At 58.9% G+C, this 20,669-nt stretch carries 16 protein-coding genes; 13 read left to right on the top strand and 3 right to left on the bottom strand.

From position 1 onward, the window contains the following. Positions 1-57: 57 nt before the first annotated feature. The 10 genes from ACK4FF_RS09880 to ACK4FF_RS09835 all read left to right on the top strand — a co-directional run bounded on the left by ACK4FF_RS09880 (position 58) and on the right by ACK4FF_RS09835 (position 14,020). A complete protein-coding gene (locus tag ACK4FF_RS09880) occupies positions 58-3,468 on the top strand; it encodes a beta strand repeat-containing protein (RefSeq protein ID WP_409708225.1) in 3,411 nt (1,136 codons plus the stop codon). 124 nt (positions 3,469-3,592) lie between these two features. After that, positions 3,593-4,150 carry a DUF3455 domain-containing protein gene (locus tag ACK4FF_RS09875; protein ID WP_409708222.1) on the top strand — a complete coding sequence of 186 codons (558 nt, stop codon included), beginning with the start codon at positions 3,593-3,595 and terminating at the stop codon, positions 4,148-4,150. Positions 4,151-4,273: 123 nt separating this feature from the next. Then, positions 4,274-4,858 (top strand): sigma-70 family RNA polymerase sigma factor, encoded by a 585-nt coding sequence (locus ACK4FF_RS09870; RefSeq protein ID WP_409708219.1) that lies wholly within the window; start codon positions 4,274-4,276, stop codon positions 4,856-4,858. Further along, positions 4,855-5,616 carry an anti-sigma factor domain-containing protein gene (locus ACK4FF_RS09865; RefSeq protein WP_409708216.1) on the top strand — a complete coding sequence of 254 codons (762 nt, stop codon included), beginning with the start codon at positions 4,855-4,857 and terminating at the stop codon, positions 5,614-5,616. Before ACK4FF_RS09870 ends, ACK4FF_RS09865 begins: the two co-directional genes overlap by 4 nt. A 339-nt stretch (positions 5,617-5,955) precedes the next feature. Further along, on the top strand, positions 5,956-7,320 hold the full coding sequence (locus tag ACK4FF_RS09860; RefSeq protein WP_409708213.1) for a cytochrome ubiquinol oxidase subunit I: 1,365 nt from the start codon (positions 5,956-5,958) through the stop codon (positions 7,318-7,320). Further along, the gene (locus tag ACK4FF_RS09855) at positions 7,307-8,335 is read left to right on the top strand and encodes a cytochrome d ubiquinol oxidase subunit II (RefSeq protein WP_409708210.1); all 1,029 of its coding nucleotides are present in this window, start codon (positions 7,307-7,309) and stop codon (positions 8,333-8,335) included. The genes ACK4FF_RS09860 and ACK4FF_RS09855 overlap by 14 nt, the downstream gene beginning before the upstream one ends. A gap of 22 nt (positions 8,336-8,357) precedes the next feature. Further along, the gene (locus ACK4FF_RS09850; RefSeq protein ID WP_409708207.1) at positions 8,358-9,929 is read left to right on the top strand and encodes a beta-lactamase hydrolase domain-containing protein; all 1,572 of its coding nucleotides are present in this window, start codon (positions 8,358-8,360) and stop codon (positions 9,927-9,929) included. A 12-nt stretch (positions 9,930-9,941) separates the two neighbouring features. After that, entirely contained in the window at positions 9,942-11,654 is a 1,713-nt protein-coding gene (locus tag ACK4FF_RS09845) for a SulP family inorganic anion transporter (RefSeq protein ID WP_409708204.1), read from the top strand. A 4-nt stretch (positions 11,655-11,658) separates the two neighbouring features. Then, on the top strand, positions 11,659-12,558 hold the full coding sequence (locus tag ACK4FF_RS09840; RefSeq protein WP_409708201.1) for an MBL fold metallo-hydrolase: 900 nt from the start codon (positions 11,659-11,661) through the stop codon (positions 12,556-12,558). 100 nt (positions 12,559-12,658) lie between these two features. Next, on the top strand, positions 12,659-14,020 hold the full coding sequence (locus tag ACK4FF_RS09835; RefSeq protein ID WP_409708198.1) for a sigma-54 interaction domain-containing protein: 1,362 nt from the start codon (positions 12,659-12,661) through the stop codon (positions 14,018-14,020). A 5-nt stretch (positions 14,021-14,025) separates the two neighbouring features. On the opposite strand, the gene ACK4FF_RS09830 is transcribed toward ACK4FF_RS09835, so the two are convergent. After that, positions 14,026-15,123: a DNA alkylation repair protein gene (locus ACK4FF_RS09830; protein WP_409708195.1), complete on the bottom strand. Its 1,098-nt coding sequence runs from the start codon at positions 15,121-15,123 to the stop codon at positions 14,026-14,028. Positions 15,124-15,269: 146 nt separating this feature from the next. Here ACK4FF_RS09830 and ACK4FF_RS09825 point away from each other — a divergent pair, with 146 nt between their 5' ends. Further along, a complete protein-coding gene (locus ACK4FF_RS09825; protein ID WP_409708192.1) occupies positions 15,270-15,410 on the top strand; it encodes a hypothetical protein in 141 nt (46 codons plus the stop codon). Positions 15,411-15,479: 69 nt separating this feature from the next. On the opposite strand, the gene ACK4FF_RS09820 is transcribed toward ACK4FF_RS09825, so the two are convergent. Together ACK4FF_RS09820 and ACK4FF_RS09815 are read right to left on the bottom strand one after the other, a co-directional pair. Then, a complete protein-coding gene (locus ACK4FF_RS09820) occupies positions 15,480-16,190 on the bottom strand; it encodes a Crp/Fnr family transcriptional regulator (protein ID WP_409708189.1) in 711 nt (236 codons plus the stop codon). Positions 16,191-16,291: 101 nt separating this feature from the next. Beyond that, positions 16,292-16,987: a Crp/Fnr family transcriptional regulator gene (locus ACK4FF_RS09815; protein WP_409708186.1), complete on the bottom strand. Its 696-nt coding sequence runs from the start codon at positions 16,985-16,987 to the stop codon at positions 16,292-16,294. A gap of 91 nt (positions 16,988-17,078) precedes the next feature. Between ACK4FF_RS09815 and ACK4FF_RS09810 the strand changes: the two genes are divergently transcribed. Further along, entirely contained in the window at positions 17,079-17,945 is an 867-nt protein-coding gene (locus tag ACK4FF_RS09810; protein ID WP_409708183.1) for a lytic transglycosylase domain-containing protein, read from the top strand. A 145-nt stretch (positions 17,946-18,090) separates the two neighbouring features. Further along, positions 18,091-20,658, top strand: a complete 2,568-nt coding sequence (locus ACK4FF_RS09805; RefSeq protein WP_409708180.1) for a TolC family outer membrane protein — start codon at positions 18,091-18,093, stop codon at positions 20,656-20,658. The last annotated feature ends 11 nt before the right edge of the window (positions 20,659-20,669 follow it).

The raw sequence follows: 20,669 nt of genomic DNA, 5'->3' as shown, positions 1-20,669 counted from the left end.
GGCGTTGATGCACCGCCACCGCACCCTCACCCCCATTTTTGATCAGGCAGACAAGCAATGAGCACAATTCAACTGAAATCCGGAGAACTCACCGTCACACGCGATGGACAGGCCATGAAGCTGTCCGTGGGCGATGCAGTGCTGTTCAATGACGAGGTCGTCAACACGGGTTCATCCGATGCAGTGGTCGAAATTCCTGCCTTGGTTGGCGGCCAAACCCCGGCAGTGTTGACCCTGCAGCCTGAAGCCAGTGCGCGCATTGTGCAGAAGGTGGACGTGGCCACCGGCATTGAACAGGCCGAAGTGGTGCCCACTTGCCAGAGCGGTGTCAGCATTGAAAACGAAGACGATGAATTGGCCTCAGGCATTTTGAATGCTGGCGATGGCTGTGGCTATGTGGGCTTGGTGGGTGCAGGCTTGCTGGCCGCCGGTGTGTCCCCCTTGGCTGCCGCGGCTGTTGCTGCTGGCGTGTTTGTGGCGGTTGACGACAACAACGATTCAGGCGGTGGCACAGGCGGCGGTTCATCCGGTGGTGGCAGTGGCGGCGGCGTGCCCCCCACAGGCCCGGCGGACAGCGCCGGTGGCTTGGCGGGCACTGTTGATGGTCTGAGCGAGTCAGTGTCGCAGACCCCCCTGGCCCCTGTGACTACAGTGTTGGAGCCTGTGGCCGATGCCCTGACCCAAGCCGGTGGCGCATTGAATGACGTGGCCGCCAACGACCCCACGGGCGTGGTCGGTGTGATTGCCGAAGTAGTCGGTGTAAGCACCCCCGGTGGTGGCTCGGCCGACCAAGGCTTGGTGGGTGGTGTCAATTCCGTCGCCAGTGCAGTGGCCAATGGCACTGAAGGCACGCCCTTGGCCCCGGTGGGCGAGGCGCTGGCCCCTCTGGTGGGTTCCAGCAATGGCAGCACCTCGGGCCTTGCGTCCGGTTTGGGGGCCATCGGTACTGTTTTGAACAACGACAGCAGCCCCTTGGCCCCTGTTACCTCTGGTTTACTGGGCCCTGTGGTGGGTGGTGAGGGCACCGGTGCCCAAGGCCTGCCCGGCACATTGAATGCGGTGGCTGATGGCGCGAATGCCTTGACCGCAACGGGCCCCTTGGCCCCCTTGGCCCCTGTGACTGATGCCTTGGACCAGGGCCTGAACGCGTTGGCTGGCGGCCTGTTGACCGCAGGCAACACACTGGACGAAAACAGCAGCGCCGACCCAACGGGCACGCTGGACACCGTGGCGGAATTGCTGGGTGCCCCAGTCGAACCCAAAGGCCCTGCAGCCCCCGGTGCCACCAACACTTCCTCTGGTGCAGCAGGCACCGTGGCCGATGTGGGCACCGCCCTGGCCGACACGCCGCTGGAGCCATTGACGGCAGCCACCACGCCTTTGGCCAATGGTTTGCTGACCGCTGGCAATGCAATTGGTGGTTTCAGCGACCAAGACCCCACCGGCGTAACCTCGGTGCTGGCGGGTGTGTTGGGCAGTACCGGCACACAGGGCTCTTCTGAAAGTGGATTGGCCGGTGGTGTAAATGCCCTGTCGGATGGACTGGAAGCTGGCGCGCACGACACCCCACTGGGCGAACTCATCACCCCGGTGACAGAAACTCTGGGTGCCGACAACGGCGCCATGAACGGTGTGGCCCAAGGTCTTGCCGCTGTGGGTTCGGTACTGAGCAACGACAGCAGCCCCTTGGCCCCCCTGACTTCGGGCGTGTTAGGCCCTGTGGTGGGCGGTGACAACACCGGTGCCCAAGGCCTGCCGGAAACCCTGCATCAAGTGGCTTCGGGCTTGAACGACCTGACCGCCACTGGCCCCTTGAACCCCTTGACCCCAGCCACTGATGCGCTGGCGCAGGGCGTGAATGCATTGGCCGATGGCCTGGCCACAGCCGGTGCCACACTGGACGAGAACAAAGCCGCAGACCCCACCGGCACGGTGGACTTGTTGGCCGAATTGCTGGGTGCACCGGTTGAGCCCAAAGGTGCTACAGCACCGGCCGCCACCACCGGCACCACAGGTTTGGCCGGCACACTGGCCGATGTGGGCCATGCGCTGGAAGCCACGCCACTGGCCCCTGCCACCGCCTTGACTGGCCCCCTGGCCGATGGCGCTTTGACTGCAGGCAACGCACTGGCTGGTTTTTCTGAACAAGACCCGACGGGCCTGGCCGCCCTGCTGGGCAAAACACTGGGCAGCAATGCCGCCGCCAGCAGCACAGACGATGGTTTGGTGGGCGGATTGAACGCCTTGGCCACCGGCCTGGACAAAGGGGCCGAAGGTTCACCCTTGGCTGACGTGGTGGACCCCCTGTCACGCACGGTGGGCAGCGATGAAGGACAAACCTCGGGTGTGGCCTTGGCCTTGTCCGAGATTGGTGGTGTGCTGGTTGGCGATTCCAGCCCACTGGCACCGCTCACCTCAGGGCTGTTGGGCCCTGTGGTCGGCACCCATGGCAACGAGCACGGTGGTGTGGTTCAAACCCTTGAAGGTGTGGCTGATGGCGCGAATGCCTTGACAGCCACTGGCCCATTGGCCCCCTTGGCCCCCGTCACTGACGGTGTGGCGATGGTGCTCGACACCGCGGCGGGTGGTTTGGGTACTGCGGCCGATGCACTGGCCGGTAACGCCGGGGCAGACCCCTCAGGCACCCTGCAACTGATCAGCGACCTGCTGGGCGGGCAAGCCACCGGCGGTGGTGCCCCAAGCCCCACCCCCAATGCCGACGGCTTGGCCGGTGCCTTGCTGGATGTGGGCACTGCGTTGAACAAAACACCCCTGTCGCCTTTGGCTGCAGTCACCGACGCCCTGGGCAGTGGCCTTCTGGCCGCGGGTAGCGCCTTGGGCGATGTGGCTGCACAAGACCCCACCGGGCTGGCCACGCTGCTGACCCATGTGCTGGGCACCACCGACACCCAGGTCAGCACCGATTCCGGCGTGGTGGGTGTGTTGAATGCCATCGCAGCCGGGCTGGATGCGGGCACCACAGGTTCCCCGCTGGAAGGCCTGATCGACCCCGTGTCTGAGTTGGTGGGTTCTCAAGAAGGCGCCACCAACGGTGTGGCCGCGGGCGTGGCTGCCTTGGGCACAACCCTGGCGCTGGACGACTCCCCATTGGCCCCTTTGACCAGCGGTATTCTGTCGCCAGTGGTGGGCCAATCCGCGGGTGTTGAAAGCGGCTTGCCTTCAACTTTGCACCAAGTGGCCTTGGGATTGGGCGACCTCACCACCGACAGCGTGCTGGCCCCCCTGGCCCCCGTGACCGACGCCTTGGCCACCGTGCTGGACACTGTGGGCGGTGGTTTGGCGCAGGGTGGGGCGGCCATCACCGACTTCTCCGCGCAGGACCCATCCGGCGTGGCCCACCTGTTGGGCGACTTGCTGGGCGGTGGCAGTGGTGTGGGCATTGCTTCCACCTCAGTGGACTTTTCGGCATTCGAGCTGCCCCGTCTGCCCGCCAACCTGCCGTTCTAAGCGGTATTCAGTGCCGGTGAAATTTTTTTCATCGGCACTGCCTCCAATGGCATAGCCCCCGTGTACTGGGTAGGACAGCCTGTTTTACGGCTGCACTAAACCCTGTATTTTCTGGAGCTTTGCAATGACCTCTCGCATTCTGTCCGGTGCCGCTGTTCTGGTGGCCGTATCTACCCTGTCCGCCTGTGGCCTGTTGTCCACTCAACCTGCGTTTGATCAATCCAGCTTGCCCGAGGCCGTGAAAGTGCCCGCTGGCAATGCGGTTGCCCTGGAAACTGTGGGTGTGGGCGAAATCACCTATGAATGCCGTGACAAGAAAGACGCCGCTGGCCAGACCGAGTGGGTGTTTGTAGGCCCCAAAGCCGTGTTGAACGACCGCAAAGGCAAAATGGTCGGCAGCTACTACGGCCCCCCCGCCACTTGGGAATCGGCTGACGGTTCCAAGTTCACTGGCACACAAGTGGCTGTTTCCCCAGCCGCCGCTGGCAACATTCCCCTGCAACTGGTCAAGGCCAACCCCGCCACCGGCAATGGTGCGTTCAACGGCGTGACTTACGTTCAGCGTGTGGCCACTGTGGGCGGCGTAGCCCCCAAAGCCGAATGCAGCCCAGCCACCAAAGGCCAGAAACAAGTGGTGCAGTACCAGGCTGACTACATTCTGTACAAAGCGAGCAGCTACTGATCGACTCAGGCCAACCCCGGTGACCTGTGAGGTGTACCCGGGTTGGCCCATGGCCGGTGGCAAAGCTGTATAGTGATCGTATTCATGAATTCTTGCTGCGCCCCCGGCCTGGTCCTTCACCCCATGTCTGCTCTGCCCACGCCTGCTTCAAACTCTGGCGAATTCCCTTATGACGATGAAATCCTGCGTTGTGCGCAAGGCGACCATCGGGCCCTTGAGCGCCTGTACCAGCAGGAATCGTCGAGGTTGATGGGCGTGGCTTTCCGTATCCTGAACGACCGGTCTCAAGCTGAAGACGTGCTTCACGACACGTTTGTGAATGCATGGAACAAGGCCCACACCTTTGACCCCCGGCGTGGCCTTGGGCGGGCCTGGCTGTACAGCATTACCCGGCACCTGGCCCTGAACCTGATCCGTGACAACCACGGGCAGGCCACCTTGGACGAAGACACACTGACTGCGATGGACACCGAGGCGGCCATGGACCGTTGGGCCGACATGCAGGACCATTTTCAATGGCGCAGCATGGAAGGCCGGTTGACCCACTGTTTGGGGCACCTGGAAACGGTGCGCCGCAACTGCCTGTTGCACGCCTATGTGGATGGTTTGTCGCACAGCCAGATTGCCCAAAAACTGGATGCCCCTGTGGGCTCGGTGAAAGCATGGATCAAGCGTGGCTTGGTGGCCCTGCGGGAGTGCATGGCATGAGCAAGCCCTGGGACACCATGACCGACGATGAATTGAACAGCCTGGCCGGTGAATACGTGCTGGGCACCCTGAGTGGCGACAAGCGTGCGGAGCTTCAAAGCCGCTTGGACCGCGACCCTGCCCTGTTGGCAGCAGTGCAGTATTGGGAAAACCGGTTGACGGGTTTAAACGCGTTGACGCAACCCGTTGAGCCACCTGCCCATGTGTGGGCCCGCATTGCTGCGTCCACGGCGGCTACTGCCGCCACTGCAGCCGCCACCGCAGCCCCCACCGCAAGGGCCATTGTTCGCCCCGGCTTGCTGGCCAGCCTGTGGAACAACCTGAATGTGTGGCGTGGCTTGGGCCTCGGTGGTGCCGCAGCGGCTGCCGCCTTGTCGGTGGTGCTGATGGTGCAAGGCCCGCACAGCGGGCCATCAGTGAAGTATGTGGTGGTGCTGGTGGCCCCACAGGCCAATACACCGGGCTGGGTGGTGCACGCCCGGGATTCCCGTTATGTGGAGCTGATTCCCTTGGGGATGCAGGAAGTGCCCGAGGACAAGGCCCTTCAGTTCTGGACCAAGGCTGACGGCTGGGCTGGGCCTGTGTCGCTGGGTTTGGTCAAACCCGGCCAGCCTTTGCGCGTGCCGGTGGACAGTCTGCCGCCACTGACCCAAAACCAGTTGTTTGAGCTAACCCTTGAGCCTTACAACGGCTCGCCCATTGGCAAACCAACCGGGCCGGTGCAGTTCATCGGCCGTTCGGTGAAGGTTGACTTGTAAGACTCGCGGCTTCTGGTTAACCCACAACGCAGGCATTCAATCTCAAGCCCTCGACTAAATTTGAGAGCCCCAAATCTGCTCGGATGTAAGTAACCCTTTCGGGGGAGTGGCATCCGCGGAGCAGAATCAGTCTGCAAATGGCATACATTGGCGTTTTTTGGCGTGTTTGTTTTTGCTGGTATCTGGCATAACTTATCGATACCAGTTCGCTTTGCTTGATATTGACTTTTGATTCTTTTCAATAAAAACAAAGGGATAATGGTTTAATGGGTTTGTTTTCTTGATCTGGCACTAAACTTGCGCATACAGTCATAGTGTTAGCTCTTCAGGATGACTGCCATGACTCTTGACCCCGCTGTGTTGGCCCGTGCGCAATTCGGCGCCAACATCACATTCCATATCTTGTTTCCCACCATCACCATCGCCTTGGCGTGGATTCTGTTGTTCTTCAAGGTGCAATCCAACCGAACCGGTGAGTCACACTGGATGCAGGCCTATGGCTTTTGGGTCAAAGTGTTCGCGCTGACTTTTGCCTTGGGTGTGGTGTCTGGGGTCACCATGAGTTTTCAGTTTGGCACCAACTGGCCCGGCTTCATGGAAACGGTGGGCAACGTGGCGGGCCCCATGCTGGCCTACGAAGTGCTGACCGCCTTCTTTCTGGAGGCCACCTTTCTCGCGGTGATGCTGTTTGGCCAAAAGCGGGTCAGCAACCGCATGCACACCGTGGCCACTTTGTTGGTTGCGGCGGGCACCACCTTCTCAGCCTTCTGGATTCTGGCCTTGAATTCCTGGATGCAAACCCCCGCGGGTTTTGAAATGGTGAATGGCAAAGCCATGGTGCTTGACTGGTTTGAAGTCATCTTTAACCCATCCTTCCCTTACCGTTTGGCCCACATGTTGCTGGCCTGCGGATTGACCGGTGCTTTCTTGGTGGCAGGCGTCTCCGCCTGGCAATGGCGCAAGGGGCAGCGCACACCTGCAGTGGCTGCTGCTTTGCGCACGGGGGCAACGCTGGCTGCCGTGCTGATCCCCATCCAGATCATGGCCGGTGACATGCATGGCCTGAATACCTTTGAACATCAACCCCAGAAAGTCGCCGCGATGGAAGGTGTGTGGAACACCGAGAAAGGTGCGCCTCTGTTGTTGTTCGCCATTCCTGATGAGAAGACGCGCAGCAATCACTTTGAAGTGCCGGTGCCCAATGTGGCGTCCTTGATTTTGACGCACGACCCTGAAGGTGAGATTCGTGGCTTGAATGAATTTGTTGGGGAGCATCCACCCGTGCTTCCCGTGTTCTGGGGTTTTCGCGTGATGGTGGGCGTTGGTTTGCTGATGCTGGCTGTGAGCTGGCTGGCGGTGTGGCGCTTGTGGCGTAAGCCCACTCTTCAGGCGGCGTTGTCACCCTTGACCTTGCGGTTGTTGGTGGCCATGACGTTCTCGGGCTGGGTGGCCACGGTGGCCGGTTGGTACGTCACTGAAATGGGGCGTCAACCTTATCTGGTCAGTGGTGTGTTGAGAACCGCCGATGCCATTTCAAGTGTGCCGCCCACCATGGTGCTGTCCACCTTGGTGGCTTACATCCTCATTTATCTGGGCTTGATTGCCGCGTATGTGAGCACGGTGTTTTATCTGGCGGGCAAGCAAGGTGTATCCAAGCCCGCCGCCGCCCTGAGTGAAAAAGGAGCCCATCATGCACATGCCTGAGCCCATGACTTTTGAAACCTTGTTGCCCGTCATTTTCATGTTCCTCATGGGCATTGCCATGCTGGCCTATGTGATTCTGGACGGCTACGACTTGGGTGTCGGTACCCTGATGGGGCTGGCCGATGACTCCGAGAAAGACACCATGATTGCGTCCATCGGGCCATTCTGGGATGCGAATGAAACCTGGTTGGTTTTGGGGGTGGGGCTGTTGCTGGTGGCATTCCCCATGGCCCATGGCTTGATTCTCAGCAAGCTGTATTTGCCAGTCACCCTCATGCTGTTCTCATTGATTCTGCGCGGTGTGGCTTTCGATTTCCGTGTGAAAGTGCCTGCTGAACGCAAGCACCTGTGGAACAAATTGTTTGTGCTCGGTTCTGTAGGCGCTGCGCTGTGCCAAGGGTACATGCTGGGGGCTTATCTCACCGGTTTTAAGTTCACGGTGATGGGCGGTGTGTTTGAGTTTCTGACCGCGCTGTGTTTGTTGGCCGGTTATGTACTCATGGGTTCTGGCTGGTTGTTGATGAAAGCCGAAGGGGCGCTGCAATTGAAAGCCGTGACTTGGGCACGCGGCAGCTTGTGGGGTGCGGGTGTCGGGATTGCCGCCATTTCCGCAGTCACCCCCTTCATCAGCGAGCGCATTTTTCAAAAATGGTTTGCAATTGAAAATTTCTTTCTGTTGTTACCCATTCCCTTGGCCACGCTCGGTTTGTTCTTCATTGCGGACCGCACCCTGCGCCGCTTGCCCAGCCGCTTAGGCCAAGGCAACGAGTATGGCGTGTGGGTGCCGTTCGCCTGCACAGTGGGCATTTTCTTTCTGTCCTTTTATGGCCTGGCGTACAGCCTGTTCCCCTACCTGGTGCTGGATCAGGTTGATGTGTGGCAAGCCGCCAGCCACCCAGATTCACTCAAGGTGATTCTGTGGGGCGCACTCATCGTGTTGCCCGCCATTCTGGCCTACACGGTGTATGCCTACCGTGTGTTTTGGGGCAAGGCGACCAGTTTGAGTTACGAGTAAAAAATACAATTGGAGAGGTGAGATGAACAAGGTTTTGGAACAGAACATCACAGTGTCAGGGCAATTGAGTCAAGACGATGTACGCACACTGGCCGCCCAAGGCGTGAAGGCCATTGTCAACAACCGGCCTGACTTTGAGGAGCCCGGCCAACCCACCAACGCGCAATTGGAGGCTGTGGCCCATGGCTTGGGTGTGCAGTGGGTGTTTCTGCCGTTGGTGGCCGGCCAAAAACCTGACCTGACGCTGGCCAAAGCCTATCGCGATGCAATGCGGGCCCAACAGGGGCCTGTGCATGTGTTTTGCCGCACCGGGCGCCGTTCGGAAATGATTCATCAGGCTGCATCGGGCTTGATGCAAGAGTCGAGTCAGGGGCGTGCGTTTGATGTGCTCGTGGTGGGTGCTGGCACGGCTGGTATCTCGGTCATCACCAGTTTGCTCAATCGGGATTCAAGCCTGCGCATCGCCGTCATTGACCCTGCAAAAACGCACGATTACCAAGCAGCGTGGACTTTGGTGGGTGGCGGAGAATATGACTCTGCGGCCACGCGCAAACCCATGGAAGCGGTGATTCCCAAAGGGGTGGTGTGGATCAACCAGCCAGTCGACACCTTCCAGCCCGAACAGAACCGTGTGACCCTGGCCGATGGTACCGAAGTGGCTTACCAGCAGTTGGTGGTTTGCCCCGGGCTGAAGCTGAACTGGGCGGCCATTGAAGGCCTGACGGACACCCTGGGCAGCAATGGGGTGACCTCGAATTACCGGTATGATCTGGCGCCCTACACTTGGGAACTGGTGCAGAAAACCCGGCGAGGCCGTGCCATCTTTACACAGCCTGCCATGCCCATCAAATGCGCCGGTGCTCCTCAAAAGGCCATGTACCTGAGCTGCAGCGAATGGGAGCAGCGGGGTGTACTCAAGGATGTTGAGGTTGAGATGTACAACGCAGGCGCTGTGGTGTTTGGTGTGCCCACCTTTGTGCCCCCTTTGATGGAATACATCAAAAGGTATGGTGCCCAAGTGAATTTTGCGCACAACCTGGTGAAGATTGATGGCCCCGGCAAAGTGGCCACCTTTGAAGTGGTAGGGACTGATGGCAGCAAGACTCTGGTTGAGCGTGAGTTCGACATGATTCATGTGGTGCCGCCCCAAGTGGCCCCTGACTTTGTGGCCCAAAGCCCACTGGCGAATGCCGCAGGTTGGGTCGATGTGAATCAACATTCCATGCAGCACGTGCGGTATCCCAATGTGTTTGCGCTGGGCGATGCCGGGTCCATGCCCAATGCAAAGACCACAGCCGCCATTCGCAAACAGGCGCCGATTGTGGCTGCCAATGTGTTGCGGGTGCGTCAAGGGCAGCCCGTGATGAATGCTTATGACGGTTACGGGGCCTGCCCGCTGACCGTGGAAAAGGGCAAGGTGGTGTTGGCTGAATTTGCCTATGGTGGCGCGTTGGCCCCCACGTTCCCTCTGAACCCCGCTGTGCCACGTCGGTTCAACTGGGTTCTGAAAAAATACGTGTTCCCGGCCCTCTACTGGTTTGGTGCCTTGAAAGGGCGCGAGTGGTTGACGGCCTGCGGCAAAGTGAAGGTGTGAGGACCTGGCGCCATGAACCCTAAATCCTGGTTGGGTTGCCTGCACTGGTTGCCCGGGTATGACAAAGCCACCTTGGCGTCTGATGCTGTGGCGGCGCTGGTGGTGACCATCATGCTGATTCCGCAGAGCCTGGCTTATGCGCTGCTGGCGGGTTTGCCCCCGCAAGTTGGCCTGTACGCCAGCATGGCTCCGTTGCTGGCTTATGCGGTGTTTGGCAGCAGCCGAACCATGGCGGTGGGCCCGGTGGCCGTGGCCTCGCTGATGTCGGCTGCCGCTGCCGGGCAATTCGCGCAAGGCGATGTGGCCCTGTTTTATCAGGCCTCGGTGGCCATGGCCTTGCTGGGTGGTGTGGTGTTGTTCACCTTGGGGGCATTCAAGGCAGGTTTCGTGGCGAACTTGCTCAGTCACCCTGTGGTGGGTGGGTTCGTCACGGCCTCGGCATTGCTGATTGCGGTGGGTCAGTTTGGTGCCCTCATTGGGGTGTCGGCCAAAGGTGAAACCTTTGTTCACACCGTGATGGCGTTGATCAAACATTTTCCGTTGTTCAATGCATGGACTGCCGCCATCGGCTTGAGCAGCCTGTTGTGGTTGTGGCTGGTGCGCAAACGTGGCAAGCAAGTGCTGGCTGGTCTGGGTTTGAGCGGCCTACCTTTGGAATTGTTGTTGCGCGGTGCGCCTGTATTGGCCTTAGTGGTCAGCATTGTTGTGGTCAGTGTGTGGGCACCGGAAGGTGTGCGCACCGTTGGGGTGATCCCTACGGATTTGCCGGGGTTGATGTTGCCTGCATTGAGTCAGGACCAGTGGCTTTCCCTCGTGGTACCCGGCAGCTTGATTGCCTTGGTGGGCTTTGTGGAGACCGTGTCGGTGGGGCATGCCTTGGCGGCCCGTCGCAAACAGCGGATTGATCCGAATCAGGAGTTACTCGGTTTGGGCGCTGCCAATGTGGCCTCGGGCCTGTTTGGCGGGTACAGCGTGACGGGTGGTTTTTCCCGTTCGGTGGTGAATTTCGATGCAGGTGCGCAAACGCCCATGGCGGGTGTGTTCACAGCCGGTGGTATTTTGCTGGCCACCCTGTTCCTGACCCCTTGGTTGGCTAACCTGCCGCAGGCCACCTTGGCAGCCACCATTGTGATTGCGGTGGTGGCCTTGATTGACACCGACTTGCCTCGTATGCTTTGGCGCTATTCCCGCAAAGACTTTGCAGCCTACGCAGTCACCGTGGCCTTGGTGCTGGTGGCCGGCGTGGAAGCAGGCATCATGGCCGGTGTGGGTTTTTCTGTGTTGGCTTTGTTGGTCTCGATTGGAAAGCCCCATTGGGCCGTGGTGGGGCAGGTGCCGGGCACCGAGCATTACCGCAATGTCAAACGCCATGCAGTGACGACAGTCGACGGCGTACTGTCCGTGCGTATCGATGAAAGCCTGTATTTTCCCAACGCGCAGTGGCTGGAAGATTTGCTTTTGCGGCTTGCGGCGGACCTGGGCACCACACGCGCCTTAATCCTGCAGTGCAGCGCCATCAATCACATTGATGCCAGTGCGCTGGAAAGCCTGGAGAAGGTGGATGAGAACCTGCAGGCCATGGGCGTGCGTTTCTACCTGTCCGAAGTAAAAGGCCCTGTCACCGACAAACTCAAGAACACCCATTGGTATTCCTCGATTCAAGCGAGGATTGCCTTGACCCACACCGATGCCATGAGCATGGCAGTATGCGAGATGAAGGAGTAACACCATGGACTTTGCCCCCATCAATTTTCAGGTCGATCTGACTCAGGTTCCCAAGGTTCAACATTTTTTTGATGAACAAAGCAACACCTTCAGCTACGTGGTGCAAGACCCTCACAGCCAGTCGTGCGCCATCATCGACTCGGTGCTTGACATAGACTACGCTGCCGGCCGATTGAATTACGCTGGTGCCGATGCCATCGTGAATTATGTGAAGGCCAACGACCTGAAGGTCGAATGGATCATCGAAACCCATGTGCATGCAGACCACCTGTCCGCCGCCCCTTACCTGAAAAGCAAGTTGGGTGGCCTGATCGGCATTGGCGAGCGAATTGATGTGGTGCAGAACACGTTTGGCAAAGTGTTCAATGAAGGCACTGATTTTCAGCGGGATGGTTCGCAGTTTGACCGCTTGTTTGCCGATGGGGACTCCTATCAAATCGGCACTTTGGTGGCCCATGCACTGCACACCCCAGGCCACACACCCGCCTGTATGGTGCATGTCATCGGTAATTCCGCATTTGTCGGTGACACCATTTTCATGCCAGATTCCGGTTCCGCACGCGCAGATTTCCCCGGTGGTGACGCACGCACGCTGTTCAGGTCGATCCACCGGGTGCTCAGTCTCCCCGAGGAAGTTGTGCTTTACATGTGCCATGACTACGGCCCCAATGGCCGCGAATTGAAGCACGTAAGCACCGTGGGCGAGCAGCGCCGCCTGAACATTCATGTGGCTGATGCCATTTCCGAAGACGACTACGTCAAGATGCGTGAGGCACGGGATGCCACTTTGGCCATGCCCAAACTCATTATTCCGTCGATTCAGGTCAACATGAAGGCCGGGGACTTGCCTGCGCCTGACAGCAATGGCACACGCTATTTGAAAGTACCGATTAACGGACTGTGATGCGATGGCGGCATCGCGGTACAGATGGACCTTGGGAGTGACAAAAGCTGCCTAACATGGCATTTTTGTCACTCCAAGGATTCGAAAGACGAAGCACCCAATGAGTAGCCTTCAGGTCAATAACCTCATTTCCTACCTGGAACACGACCCTGACCCAGCCATCGTCATGGATGTGGACTACACCATCCTCGGTGCCAACCGGGCCTATCGCCAGCACTATGGGTACGATGGTATGGTTGGACCAGTCGGTCGAAAGTGCTTTCAAATTTCACATCGTTACGACAAGCCCTGTGACCAGTCCGGAGAGCAGTGCCCCATGAGCATGGCCCGTCAAACGGGTGGGGTGGCACGCCTGCTGCACATCCACTACACCCCCAAGGGTCAGGAACATGTGGACGTGGAGCTGCGCCCCATTCTTGATGAGGCTGGCGAAATCGTGGCCTATGTGGAGCGTATTCGCACCCTGCGCACAGCATCGGTGGGGCCGACGGGCCAGGGCTTGGTGGGCTCTTCGAGGGCATTCAATCAGGCCTTGTCCGATCTTTCCCGCGTGGCACCCACCGATTTACCCGTGTTGTTACAAGGCGAAAGCGGAACGGGCAAGGAGTTGTTTGCCCGTGCGGTGCACGACGCCAGCGAACGAAAACTCAACCCCTTTGTGGTGGTGGATTGCACGGGGCTGTCCGACACCTTGTTTGAAAGTGAGCTGTTTGGTTACGAGAAAGGCGCCTTTACCGGGGCAACACAGGCCAAGGCCGGTTTGATTGAAACCGCCAATGGAGGCACTGTATTTTTCGACGAGATTGGTGATGTGCCCTTGACGATGCAAGTCAAGCTTCTGAGATTGCTGGAATCGGGCACCTTCCGACGCGTGGGCGGCTTGGACACCAAAACCGCCGATTTCAGGTTGGTGGCGGCTACCCACAAGCCTTTGCAGCGCATGGTGGACGAGGGTACCTTCCGAGCCGATTTGTTCTACCGCATCTGTGTGTTTCCCATCGAGCTGCCCTCGCTTCGGCAACGGGTTGAGGACATTCCGCGTTTGGTGCATTCCCTGTTGCGCCGTGGGGCAGGGCCTTTGGGAACCCAATACGTGGTGAGCGAAGCCGCCATGCTGGCGTTACAGCGCTATGACTGGCCGGGCAATGTACGCCAGTTGAAGAACGTGCTGGACAGGGCCCGCGTGTTTGCAGACGATGGCCGCATCGACCTGGACCAACTGCCCAATGAGGTGTTGCGTGGCGCCACTGCTGTGCAGCTTTTTCAGCCCAAGCCGGATCTACCGCTAATTCCACCAACCCCGGTGGGTAAGGCCAAAGGCATCAGGGCTCGCCGTTTGGACGGTGCCACCCTCAAGGCCATGGAAGCTGAATTCATGGGCTCGCGCAAAGAACTGGCCGCCCAGTTGGGCATCAGCGAACGCACCCTGTATCGAAAACTGAATGAGGACTCAGCGCAGTAGCGCAGTCAACTTTCGTTGAGATTCAGCACAGCACTGGCCAATGTTTTGCCGTTTATCAGCAGCTCTACCCGGTGGGTACCCGGGTGGTGTTTGCGCGTGGACAACTCGGCAAATGCGTGTGTCTTGTCGATCATCACCGTGTCCCCCCCGGCCAGTGTCAACGTTCGTAGCTTGAACACTTTGGCGTTGGTGCGGCCATTCTTCTTCACGTAGTGCACGGCATAGTCCACCACCAGCGTTTGTGGGTGCTCTGCTGAAGAGGCAATAGTCATGTGCAGTGTGGTGCTGTCTCCAATCTTCAATTGGTTGATTGAAGCGTGCAAGGTTGCGCTGATACCCTCCGTGGCTTGCGCACCCACCAAGGCCAAGGCGCGCGGGTGTCCGGCCTTGATGAGTGTGCGAAGGGCATGCTTGGCCACCCAGCGGGGGTGGGCCTCTTGCAGTGGCCAGCTTTCCAGGGTGTCCAACAACCATTCCGGGTGGATGCGGGACAAGTCATTCAAGGTGTTGGCCACGGATTTGCGCACATAGGCGCTGGAATCATTGCGCAGGGCATTGAGCACAGGCAGGATTCGTTCGGGCGGGTGGGCCAGTTGGTCCAGCCGTTTGCCCCATGGCAAGCGGGGCCGCAAGGCCTCACTGGCCAGTCGTCGGGTGTGCGGGTCGCTGTGGTGGGTCCACTTCAGGCACTGCGCAATCACCGCGTCGGTGTGTTGTTCCACCCAAGGGCGGATGGCAAATTCAGAGGTGCCAAAACGCGTCAGCCTGCGCAGGGCGTCCAGAACCTCGTCCTTGCCCCATTGGCCAGCCAGGCTTGCACAGGCTGACATCGCCATGCCACAAAATGCATTGGGCACTGTTGGTCCAATTGCCTCAAGGTCATCCACCAAGGTGTGGTAGGGCCCAGGGTGGCACTGGGCCAGAGCATGGGCAGCTGTATGGACCCGTCGCATGATGGATTCCTGCGCCAATTGGCTGTTACAAAGCTGCAGGAATTGATTAAGGTTGAATTGTCGCTGTTGCTCAAGCATGGCTTGGCCCAATTGACGAACCGTCGCGTCATCCAACAGGTTTTTCAGGGCAGGGTAGGTGTGGGTGCTCATGGGGCGGCGAACGATCTGGGTTTTGCGACAGCGCAGTGCGCAAGCATAGCCCGTTTTACCCTAGGTGCGACCTTGTGTCGCATCGACACGCGCCGGGGTGCGCTGCACAATGAAGTCATGAACTTCAATGAATTGCAGGTGTTGTGATGAAAAAAACAATCGCTGGTTTGATGATGTGCGTGTTGGGTGCGCTGCACTTCAGCGCCCAAGCCTGCCCTGACCACGATGCGCCCAAGGCTGACCTGAAAACGTCGGCGCCTTCCACACCCGTACCGCCTAAATCCTGAGCTTCACTCTCTCAGGTTTTTCATGGGAGCGACGATCCCCGCTCCCTTTTTTGCATTGCGCAGCGGGTTTTAATGGGTGCGGCGTCCGCCTGCATGGTTTTGCAAGGCGGATTGGTATTCCAGCATCTCAGGGCGGGTGATGACATACCCCGATTTGTTCTTCAGCACCAAGCCTTCTGCCTGAAGTTTGGACAATTCACGCGCCACCACTTCCCGCTGTGTGTTGGCCCGCATCGCAATTTCCTGATGTGTGGGCAGGTTGTCCACGTACAGGCCGTCTTCGCTGGCGCGTGCCAGCTCCAGCAACACTTTCTGAATGCGCTGATTGGCCTTCAAGGTCACCAACTCAGCCATCCGGGTGTTCATTTCACGCAGATAGCCGGTCAACTGTTGCATTTGGCGCAGGGAAATATTCGGGTTGTGGGTGAGCAAGGTCAGGAAGTTTTTCTGGGAAATGAAACCCACCACGCAATTGCTCAGGGCGGTGACATTGGCTGAGCGGGGCAGGTTGTCGATGGCAGCCCAGTCGCCAAACAGCTCGCCTTGGTGGATGTCCCGAATCATGACCTGTTTGCCTTGCGCGCCAGTGCGCGTCACCCGTGCGGAGCCGCTGCACATGGCCAGCACGTGGTTGCTGGAGTCATTTTCGCAAATGATGCTCTGGCCTTCGGCAAAGGTGCGTGTCTCAAAGTAGTGGCTCAAGCCTTGAATTGAGCGTTCATCAAGGTCTTTGAGGATCAGAATCGATTGGAGGTGCTGAATCAGGGGGCTGCTGTTCATGGTAGTCCTCGCATGGATATGAATCTGGCTTGGCTCCAGATTCTTTAATTTGTGCCGAGTCTACCAATGTCAATTTCCCGAACATTGCAGAACATTGCAATTTACTGGGGCTGTTCGGTATCGCGTCCTAAAAGCGACAATTTTTCTGGGTTGGGGATGAGATAGCTGCTTTTTTGTTTGACCAATAAGCCCAGCCCTTGCAGTTTGGACAGCTCCCGGGCCACCACCTCCCGCTGTGTGCTGGCGCGCATGGCGATTTCATGGTGAGAAGGGGCGTCTTGAAGCAAAAGCCCGTCCGGGCTTGGGTTGGCCAGTTCCAGCAATACCCGGTGAATCCGCTGATTGGCCTTCAAGGTGATCAGGTCGGACATGCGCACATTCATGTGGCGAAGGTGGCCAGTCAGTTGCTGCATCTGGCGCAGGGCCACTTGCGGGTTGTGATTCAGCAGCGTCAAAAAGTGCTGTTGGCTGATGAAACCAACGCAGCAGTCGGTGAGCGCTTGAACATTGGCTGACCTTGGCAGGTTGTCGATGGCAGCCCAGTCGCCGAACAATTCGCCCTGAAGAATGTCGCGGATTAGAATCTGCTTGCTCTGGCTGCCGGTATAAGTGACTCGGGCCATGCCATTGCACATGGCCAGCACATGATGGCTGTCGTCATTCTCGGTGAGAATGAATTCACCAGCCACGTACGTTTTTGTTTCAAAAAAGTGAGAGATGCCCTGTATGGAGCGCTCGTCAAGATCGCGCAGGATCAGTATTGACCTGAGATGCTGCGTCAGTAGGCTGTTGGGCATTCTTGGGGTTGTCCGGTTGTCCTCAGGTAGCCGCATGACCGCCATTAATCACCGGCTACTATTTAACTATAGCGTTTTCTGCGCTTTCTTGGTGACTGCGCCCGCATTTGCGCAACAAACCGTGTTTCCGGATGCGTTTGCCCACGAGCCCCCACGGGTTCGGGCCGCGCTGGAAACGGCCTACATCACTGCGGATGCTGGCGAGCGATTGGGCGGCCCGAACATCGCGTACCTGGAGTATTGCGAGGCGGCGCGCATGGGCAGTGCCGAAGGGCATTACCGGGCAGGTTTGGTGGCCATGGGGTTGAATCAGGACGCTGCCAACAGGGCTCTGTTCCATTGGCGGGCTGCTGAAGAACTGGGGCATGCCGGTGCCAGCCTGGCCTTGGCGCAGTTGGTGATGCAACTGAAGGGCCAGCCCACGGACATGCGGGTTCTCAGAGACCCGCCCGATTGCCTTGTCAGCCCACCTGACCTCATTGCCTTGAAGGCCTTGGCGCTGGCCCCGGCGGTGGCGCCCGGCCTGGATTTCGAGGTGTATGCCCGCCGTCTGCCGGTGGACAGGCGAACGGTGCTGGACATTGTGCAGAAGCTGGCGGCCAAGTCGGCAGTCAGCCCGGCGTTCATCATGGCGATCGCGGCTGCTGAGTCCAACTTCAATTCCCGCGCTTTGTCCCCGAAAAATGCCATGGGTGTGATGCAGTTGATTCCGGCCACGGCCCAACGCTTTGGTGTACGCGACCCCTACGACCCCCACGACAACATTCGGGGAGGCATTCGCTATCTGGAGTGGTTGCATGCCCGTTTCAAGGGGGATTTGAAGCTGGTGGCGGCCGCCTATAACGCCGGTGAAGGGGCGGTTGAACGGCACCGTGGAGTGCCCCCTTACAACGAGACCCAGCTCTATGTTCAGAAGGTATTGCGTTTCACAGGCCATGGAAGCGGTGCACAAAAGTGATTTATTGCACTGTCGCGGCCAATGAACGGACCCACTTTGGTTCGATTTAACATTATTTAAAAAATACTCCCAGCGGCTTAATCAGTTGGGGGGATACACTAAAGCGTATTTGTCTATCCACCCAACTTGTCTGTCCAACGAGAGTATGCGTCGAACCACCATCGCCCTGTTGATTTCTGGCCTGATTTCCAGCGCCACCTTGCTGGCTGTAGCCCCTGTGCACGCCCAGTCAGTTAACCAGAACTCCAAGATAGAAGTACGCAACACCAGTGATACCCTTCGCCTGTCCATGGATTTGGACGCGGGTACGCTCGGAACCGTTAACCTCGCCCAAGGCAAGAAGGGGAGTGCGCTGAGTGTGGAGCTTAAAGGGGTGAACTCCTCCGAGGCCCGCCGCATTGCCGGCAGCCTGGCTGAATCCCGAGACATTGATTCCTACGACGTGGTGCCCGGTTTGGATGGGCGCAGCGTTTTGGTGGTGCGCTTCAAGCAGTTCATGCGGATTCTGGACGAAACCGTGGTGGCGTATGAAGAGTCCAAATCCCGCTGGGAAATTGTGCTGGAAGGCGTGCCCGGTGACGCGGAGGTGACCCCTCTGGTGCAAGTTGCGCCCTTGCTGGGCTCGCTGGACTTCGGTGCAACTGACAACCGCTTGGACCTGATTTTCAACGGTAACCTGGCCCTGCAGACTGATGTGTCTCTGTCCGCCGACTCCACCGAGTTGGTGGTTGAGTTGCCCGGTGTGGCTGAAGCGGCGGTTAAAACGGCGGTTCAGGAAGTGCTGGCCTTGCCCCCTTTGGTGGACAAGATTGCCGTGGATGCGACCAAGGCAGGGGCCCGCATCACCTACAAAATGAACCGGCCTGTGGACATTGTTGACACCTCGGGCGCCGCATTCGGTCAAAGTGGTGTGGTGGTGTTGTCTGTGGTGCCCGACGCCAAACCCCGTGCGAACTCCGGCTCCAAGCTGGTTGGCATCAAAACCGTGGACACGCCCAGCGGCGTGGCGCTGGACCTTCAAGGGGTGACCGACCAAGAACAAACAACCTTTTTCCTGGACAACCCGCCCCGCTTGGTGGTGGACCTGCTGGGCTGGAAGCCCGAGCAAGTGCGTGTGGCTGCCCAGAAGTTCAAGTCCTCCCACGATGTGGTGAAGGACGTGGTGGCCACTGACACGCGCCTGGGTTCTGCCCGACTGGTGTTTGCCTTGACCACGCCTTTGAGCTTGTCCAGCACCAACCAGACCACCGATTCCCAAGGTTTGCTGGGTGGCTTGCAGTTGTCTCTGGCGCCGCTGGACATTCGTTCATTCAGCATGGCGCGTGTGGGTGTTGATTTCGGCTTGCGCCGCGACCTGCAAAACCTTCGCAGCCCTGAAATTGTCGTCAAACCCGTTCAATTGCCCGGCAATTACGCCAAGGCGATTGTTCAAGCCCGTGTGGGCAATACCTTCCGCTTGATGGACCTGGCCCAGAAAGCCAAGTCCAGCGACCCGAAATACCAAGCCGCCCTGGCCGATTACCAAGTGGCTGTGGAGCAGACCAAGCAGGCCCAGGCCGGTTACCTGCCCGTGGTGAATTTGGATGCGCAGGCTGCCCGAACCAATCAGGACCTGAAGAAGTCGCCCAACCCCACGTTTGCGCAGGTGAACAACCGCTTCACCGGCAACAATTACAACCTCACGATCACCCAGCCGATTGTTCGCGTCCAGAACCTCGTGCGTATCCAGCAGGCGGATTTGGGGCTGGAGCAGGCGCAGTTGGTGCTTGCCGCGGCTGAGCAGGACCTGCTGTTGCGCGTGGCCGGTGCTTACCTGAATTTGCTGGCCGCTGTGGACGGTGTGGATTTGGCCAAGGCAGAAAAGCTGGCCGTGGGCAAACAATTGGAGTTGGCGCGTTCCCGCTTCCAGGCTGGCTTGGGTACTCAAGCCCAACTGTACGACACCGAGGCCCGCTATTCACTGACGGTGGCCCGCGAGATTGACGCGGTGAACCGTCACGATGACGCCAAGTCCGCCCTGCGTGAAATTGTGGGTGAGGACATTGCGGGTGTGAAGGGCTTCAAGCGCGACTTCCTGGCCGTGCCACCACGCCCCGCAAAAGTGGACAACTGGGTGAGCGCTGCGCTGGAACAGAACCTGTCCTTGCGCGCGCGTTCCATGGCCACACTGGTGGCTGCGAAGGAAATCAAACGCCAACAGGCCGGGCACCTGCCCACGCTGGACGCATTTGCCACACAGGGCCGTCAGAACTCGACCGGCACCCTGTTTGGTGGCGCGCAGGACATTGTCTCCCGCGAGTTTGGTGCCCGTTTGAATGTGCCGATTTTTGCCGGCGGCAACACCAGCTCTCTGGTGCGTGAAGCCATGGCCCGTCGCGACCGTGTCCTGCAGGAGCAGGAAGAGGAAATGCGCAAAACAGAACGCACCGCCCGGGCTTCCTTCCTTGGGGTTCAAGGCAGCGTGGCCTCTTTGGATGCTTTGCGCAAAAACGTGATTGCCCAGGAAAGTGCCTTGCAAACGAAGCTGGAAGGCTTCCGCGTGGGTGTGCAATCAGTAGTGACTGTGGTGGATGCCTACCGCCTGTTCTTCTCGGCCCGCCGCGATTACCTGCAAGCCCGCTACGACTACCTGATTAACCGCCTGCGCTTGAAGCAGTCGGTCGGCAGTTTGGCCGAGAACGATCTGGAGTTGTTGGCTTCCTTGCTTGAGTGAGCCCGGAACGA

The sequence above is a fragment of the Limnobacter sp. genome (genome assembly GCF_046297615.1).
Classification (GTDB): domain Bacteria; phylum Pseudomonadota; class Gammaproteobacteria; order Burkholderiales; family Burkholderiaceae_B; genus Limnobacter.
Note: the sequence above shows the minus strand (reverse complement) of the source record. Positions and strands in the feature narration are given on the sequence as shown.

Excerpts from the sequence above, each read along its gene's own strand:
- ACK4FF_RS09880 (WP_409708225.1), top strand. The coding sequence starts at position 58 with ATGAGCACAATTCAACTGAAATCCGGAGAACTCACCGTCACACGCGAT.
- ACK4FF_RS09875 (WP_409708222.1), top strand. The coding sequence starts at position 3,593 with ATGACCTCTCGCATTCTGTCCGGTGCCGCTGTTCTGGTGGCCGTATCT.
- ACK4FF_RS09870 (WP_409708219.1), top strand. The coding sequence starts at position 4,274 with ATGTCTGCTCTGCCCACGCCTGCTTCAAACTCTGGCGAATTCCCTTAT.
- ACK4FF_RS09865 (WP_409708216.1), top strand. The coding sequence starts at position 4,855 with ATGAGCAAGCCCTGGGACACCATGACCGACGATGAATTGAACAGCCTG.
- ACK4FF_RS09860 (WP_409708213.1), top strand. The coding sequence starts at position 5,956 with ATGACTCTTGACCCCGCTGTGTTGGCCCGTGCGCAATTCGGCGCCAAC.
- ACK4FF_RS09855 (WP_409708210.1), top strand. The coding sequence starts at position 7,307 with ATGCACATGCCTGAGCCCATGACTTTTGAAACCTTGTTGCCCGTCATT.
- ACK4FF_RS09850 (WP_409708207.1), top strand. The coding sequence starts at position 8,358 with ATGAACAAGGTTTTGGAACAGAACATCACAGTGTCAGGGCAATTGAGT.
- ACK4FF_RS09845 (WP_409708204.1), top strand. The coding sequence starts at position 9,942 with ATGAACCCTAAATCCTGGTTGGGTTGCCTGCACTGGTTGCCCGGGTAT.
- ACK4FF_RS09840 (WP_409708201.1), top strand. The coding sequence starts at position 11,659 with ATGGACTTTGCCCCCATCAATTTTCAGGTCGATCTGACTCAGGTTCCC.
- ACK4FF_RS09835 (WP_409708198.1), top strand. The coding sequence starts at position 12,659 with ATGAGTAGCCTTCAGGTCAATAACCTCATTTCCTACCTGGAACACGAC.
- ACK4FF_RS09830 (WP_409708195.1), bottom strand. The coding sequence starts at position 15,123 with ATGAGCACCCACACCTACCCTGCCCTGAAAAACCTGTTGGATGACGCG.
- ACK4FF_RS09825 (WP_409708192.1), top strand. The coding sequence starts at position 15,270 with ATGAAAAAAACAATCGCTGGTTTGATGATGTGCGTGTTGGGTGCGCTG.
- ACK4FF_RS09820 (WP_409708189.1), bottom strand. The coding sequence starts at position 16,190 with ATGAACAGCAGCCCCCTGATTCAGCACCTCCAATCGATTCTGATCCTC.
- ACK4FF_RS09815 (WP_409708186.1), bottom strand. The coding sequence starts at position 16,987 with ATGCCCAACAGCCTACTGACGCAGCATCTCAGGTCAATACTGATCCTG.
- ACK4FF_RS09805 (WP_409708180.1), top strand. The coding sequence starts at position 18,091 with ATGCGTCGAACCACCATCGCCCTGTTGATTTCTGGCCTGATTTCCAGC.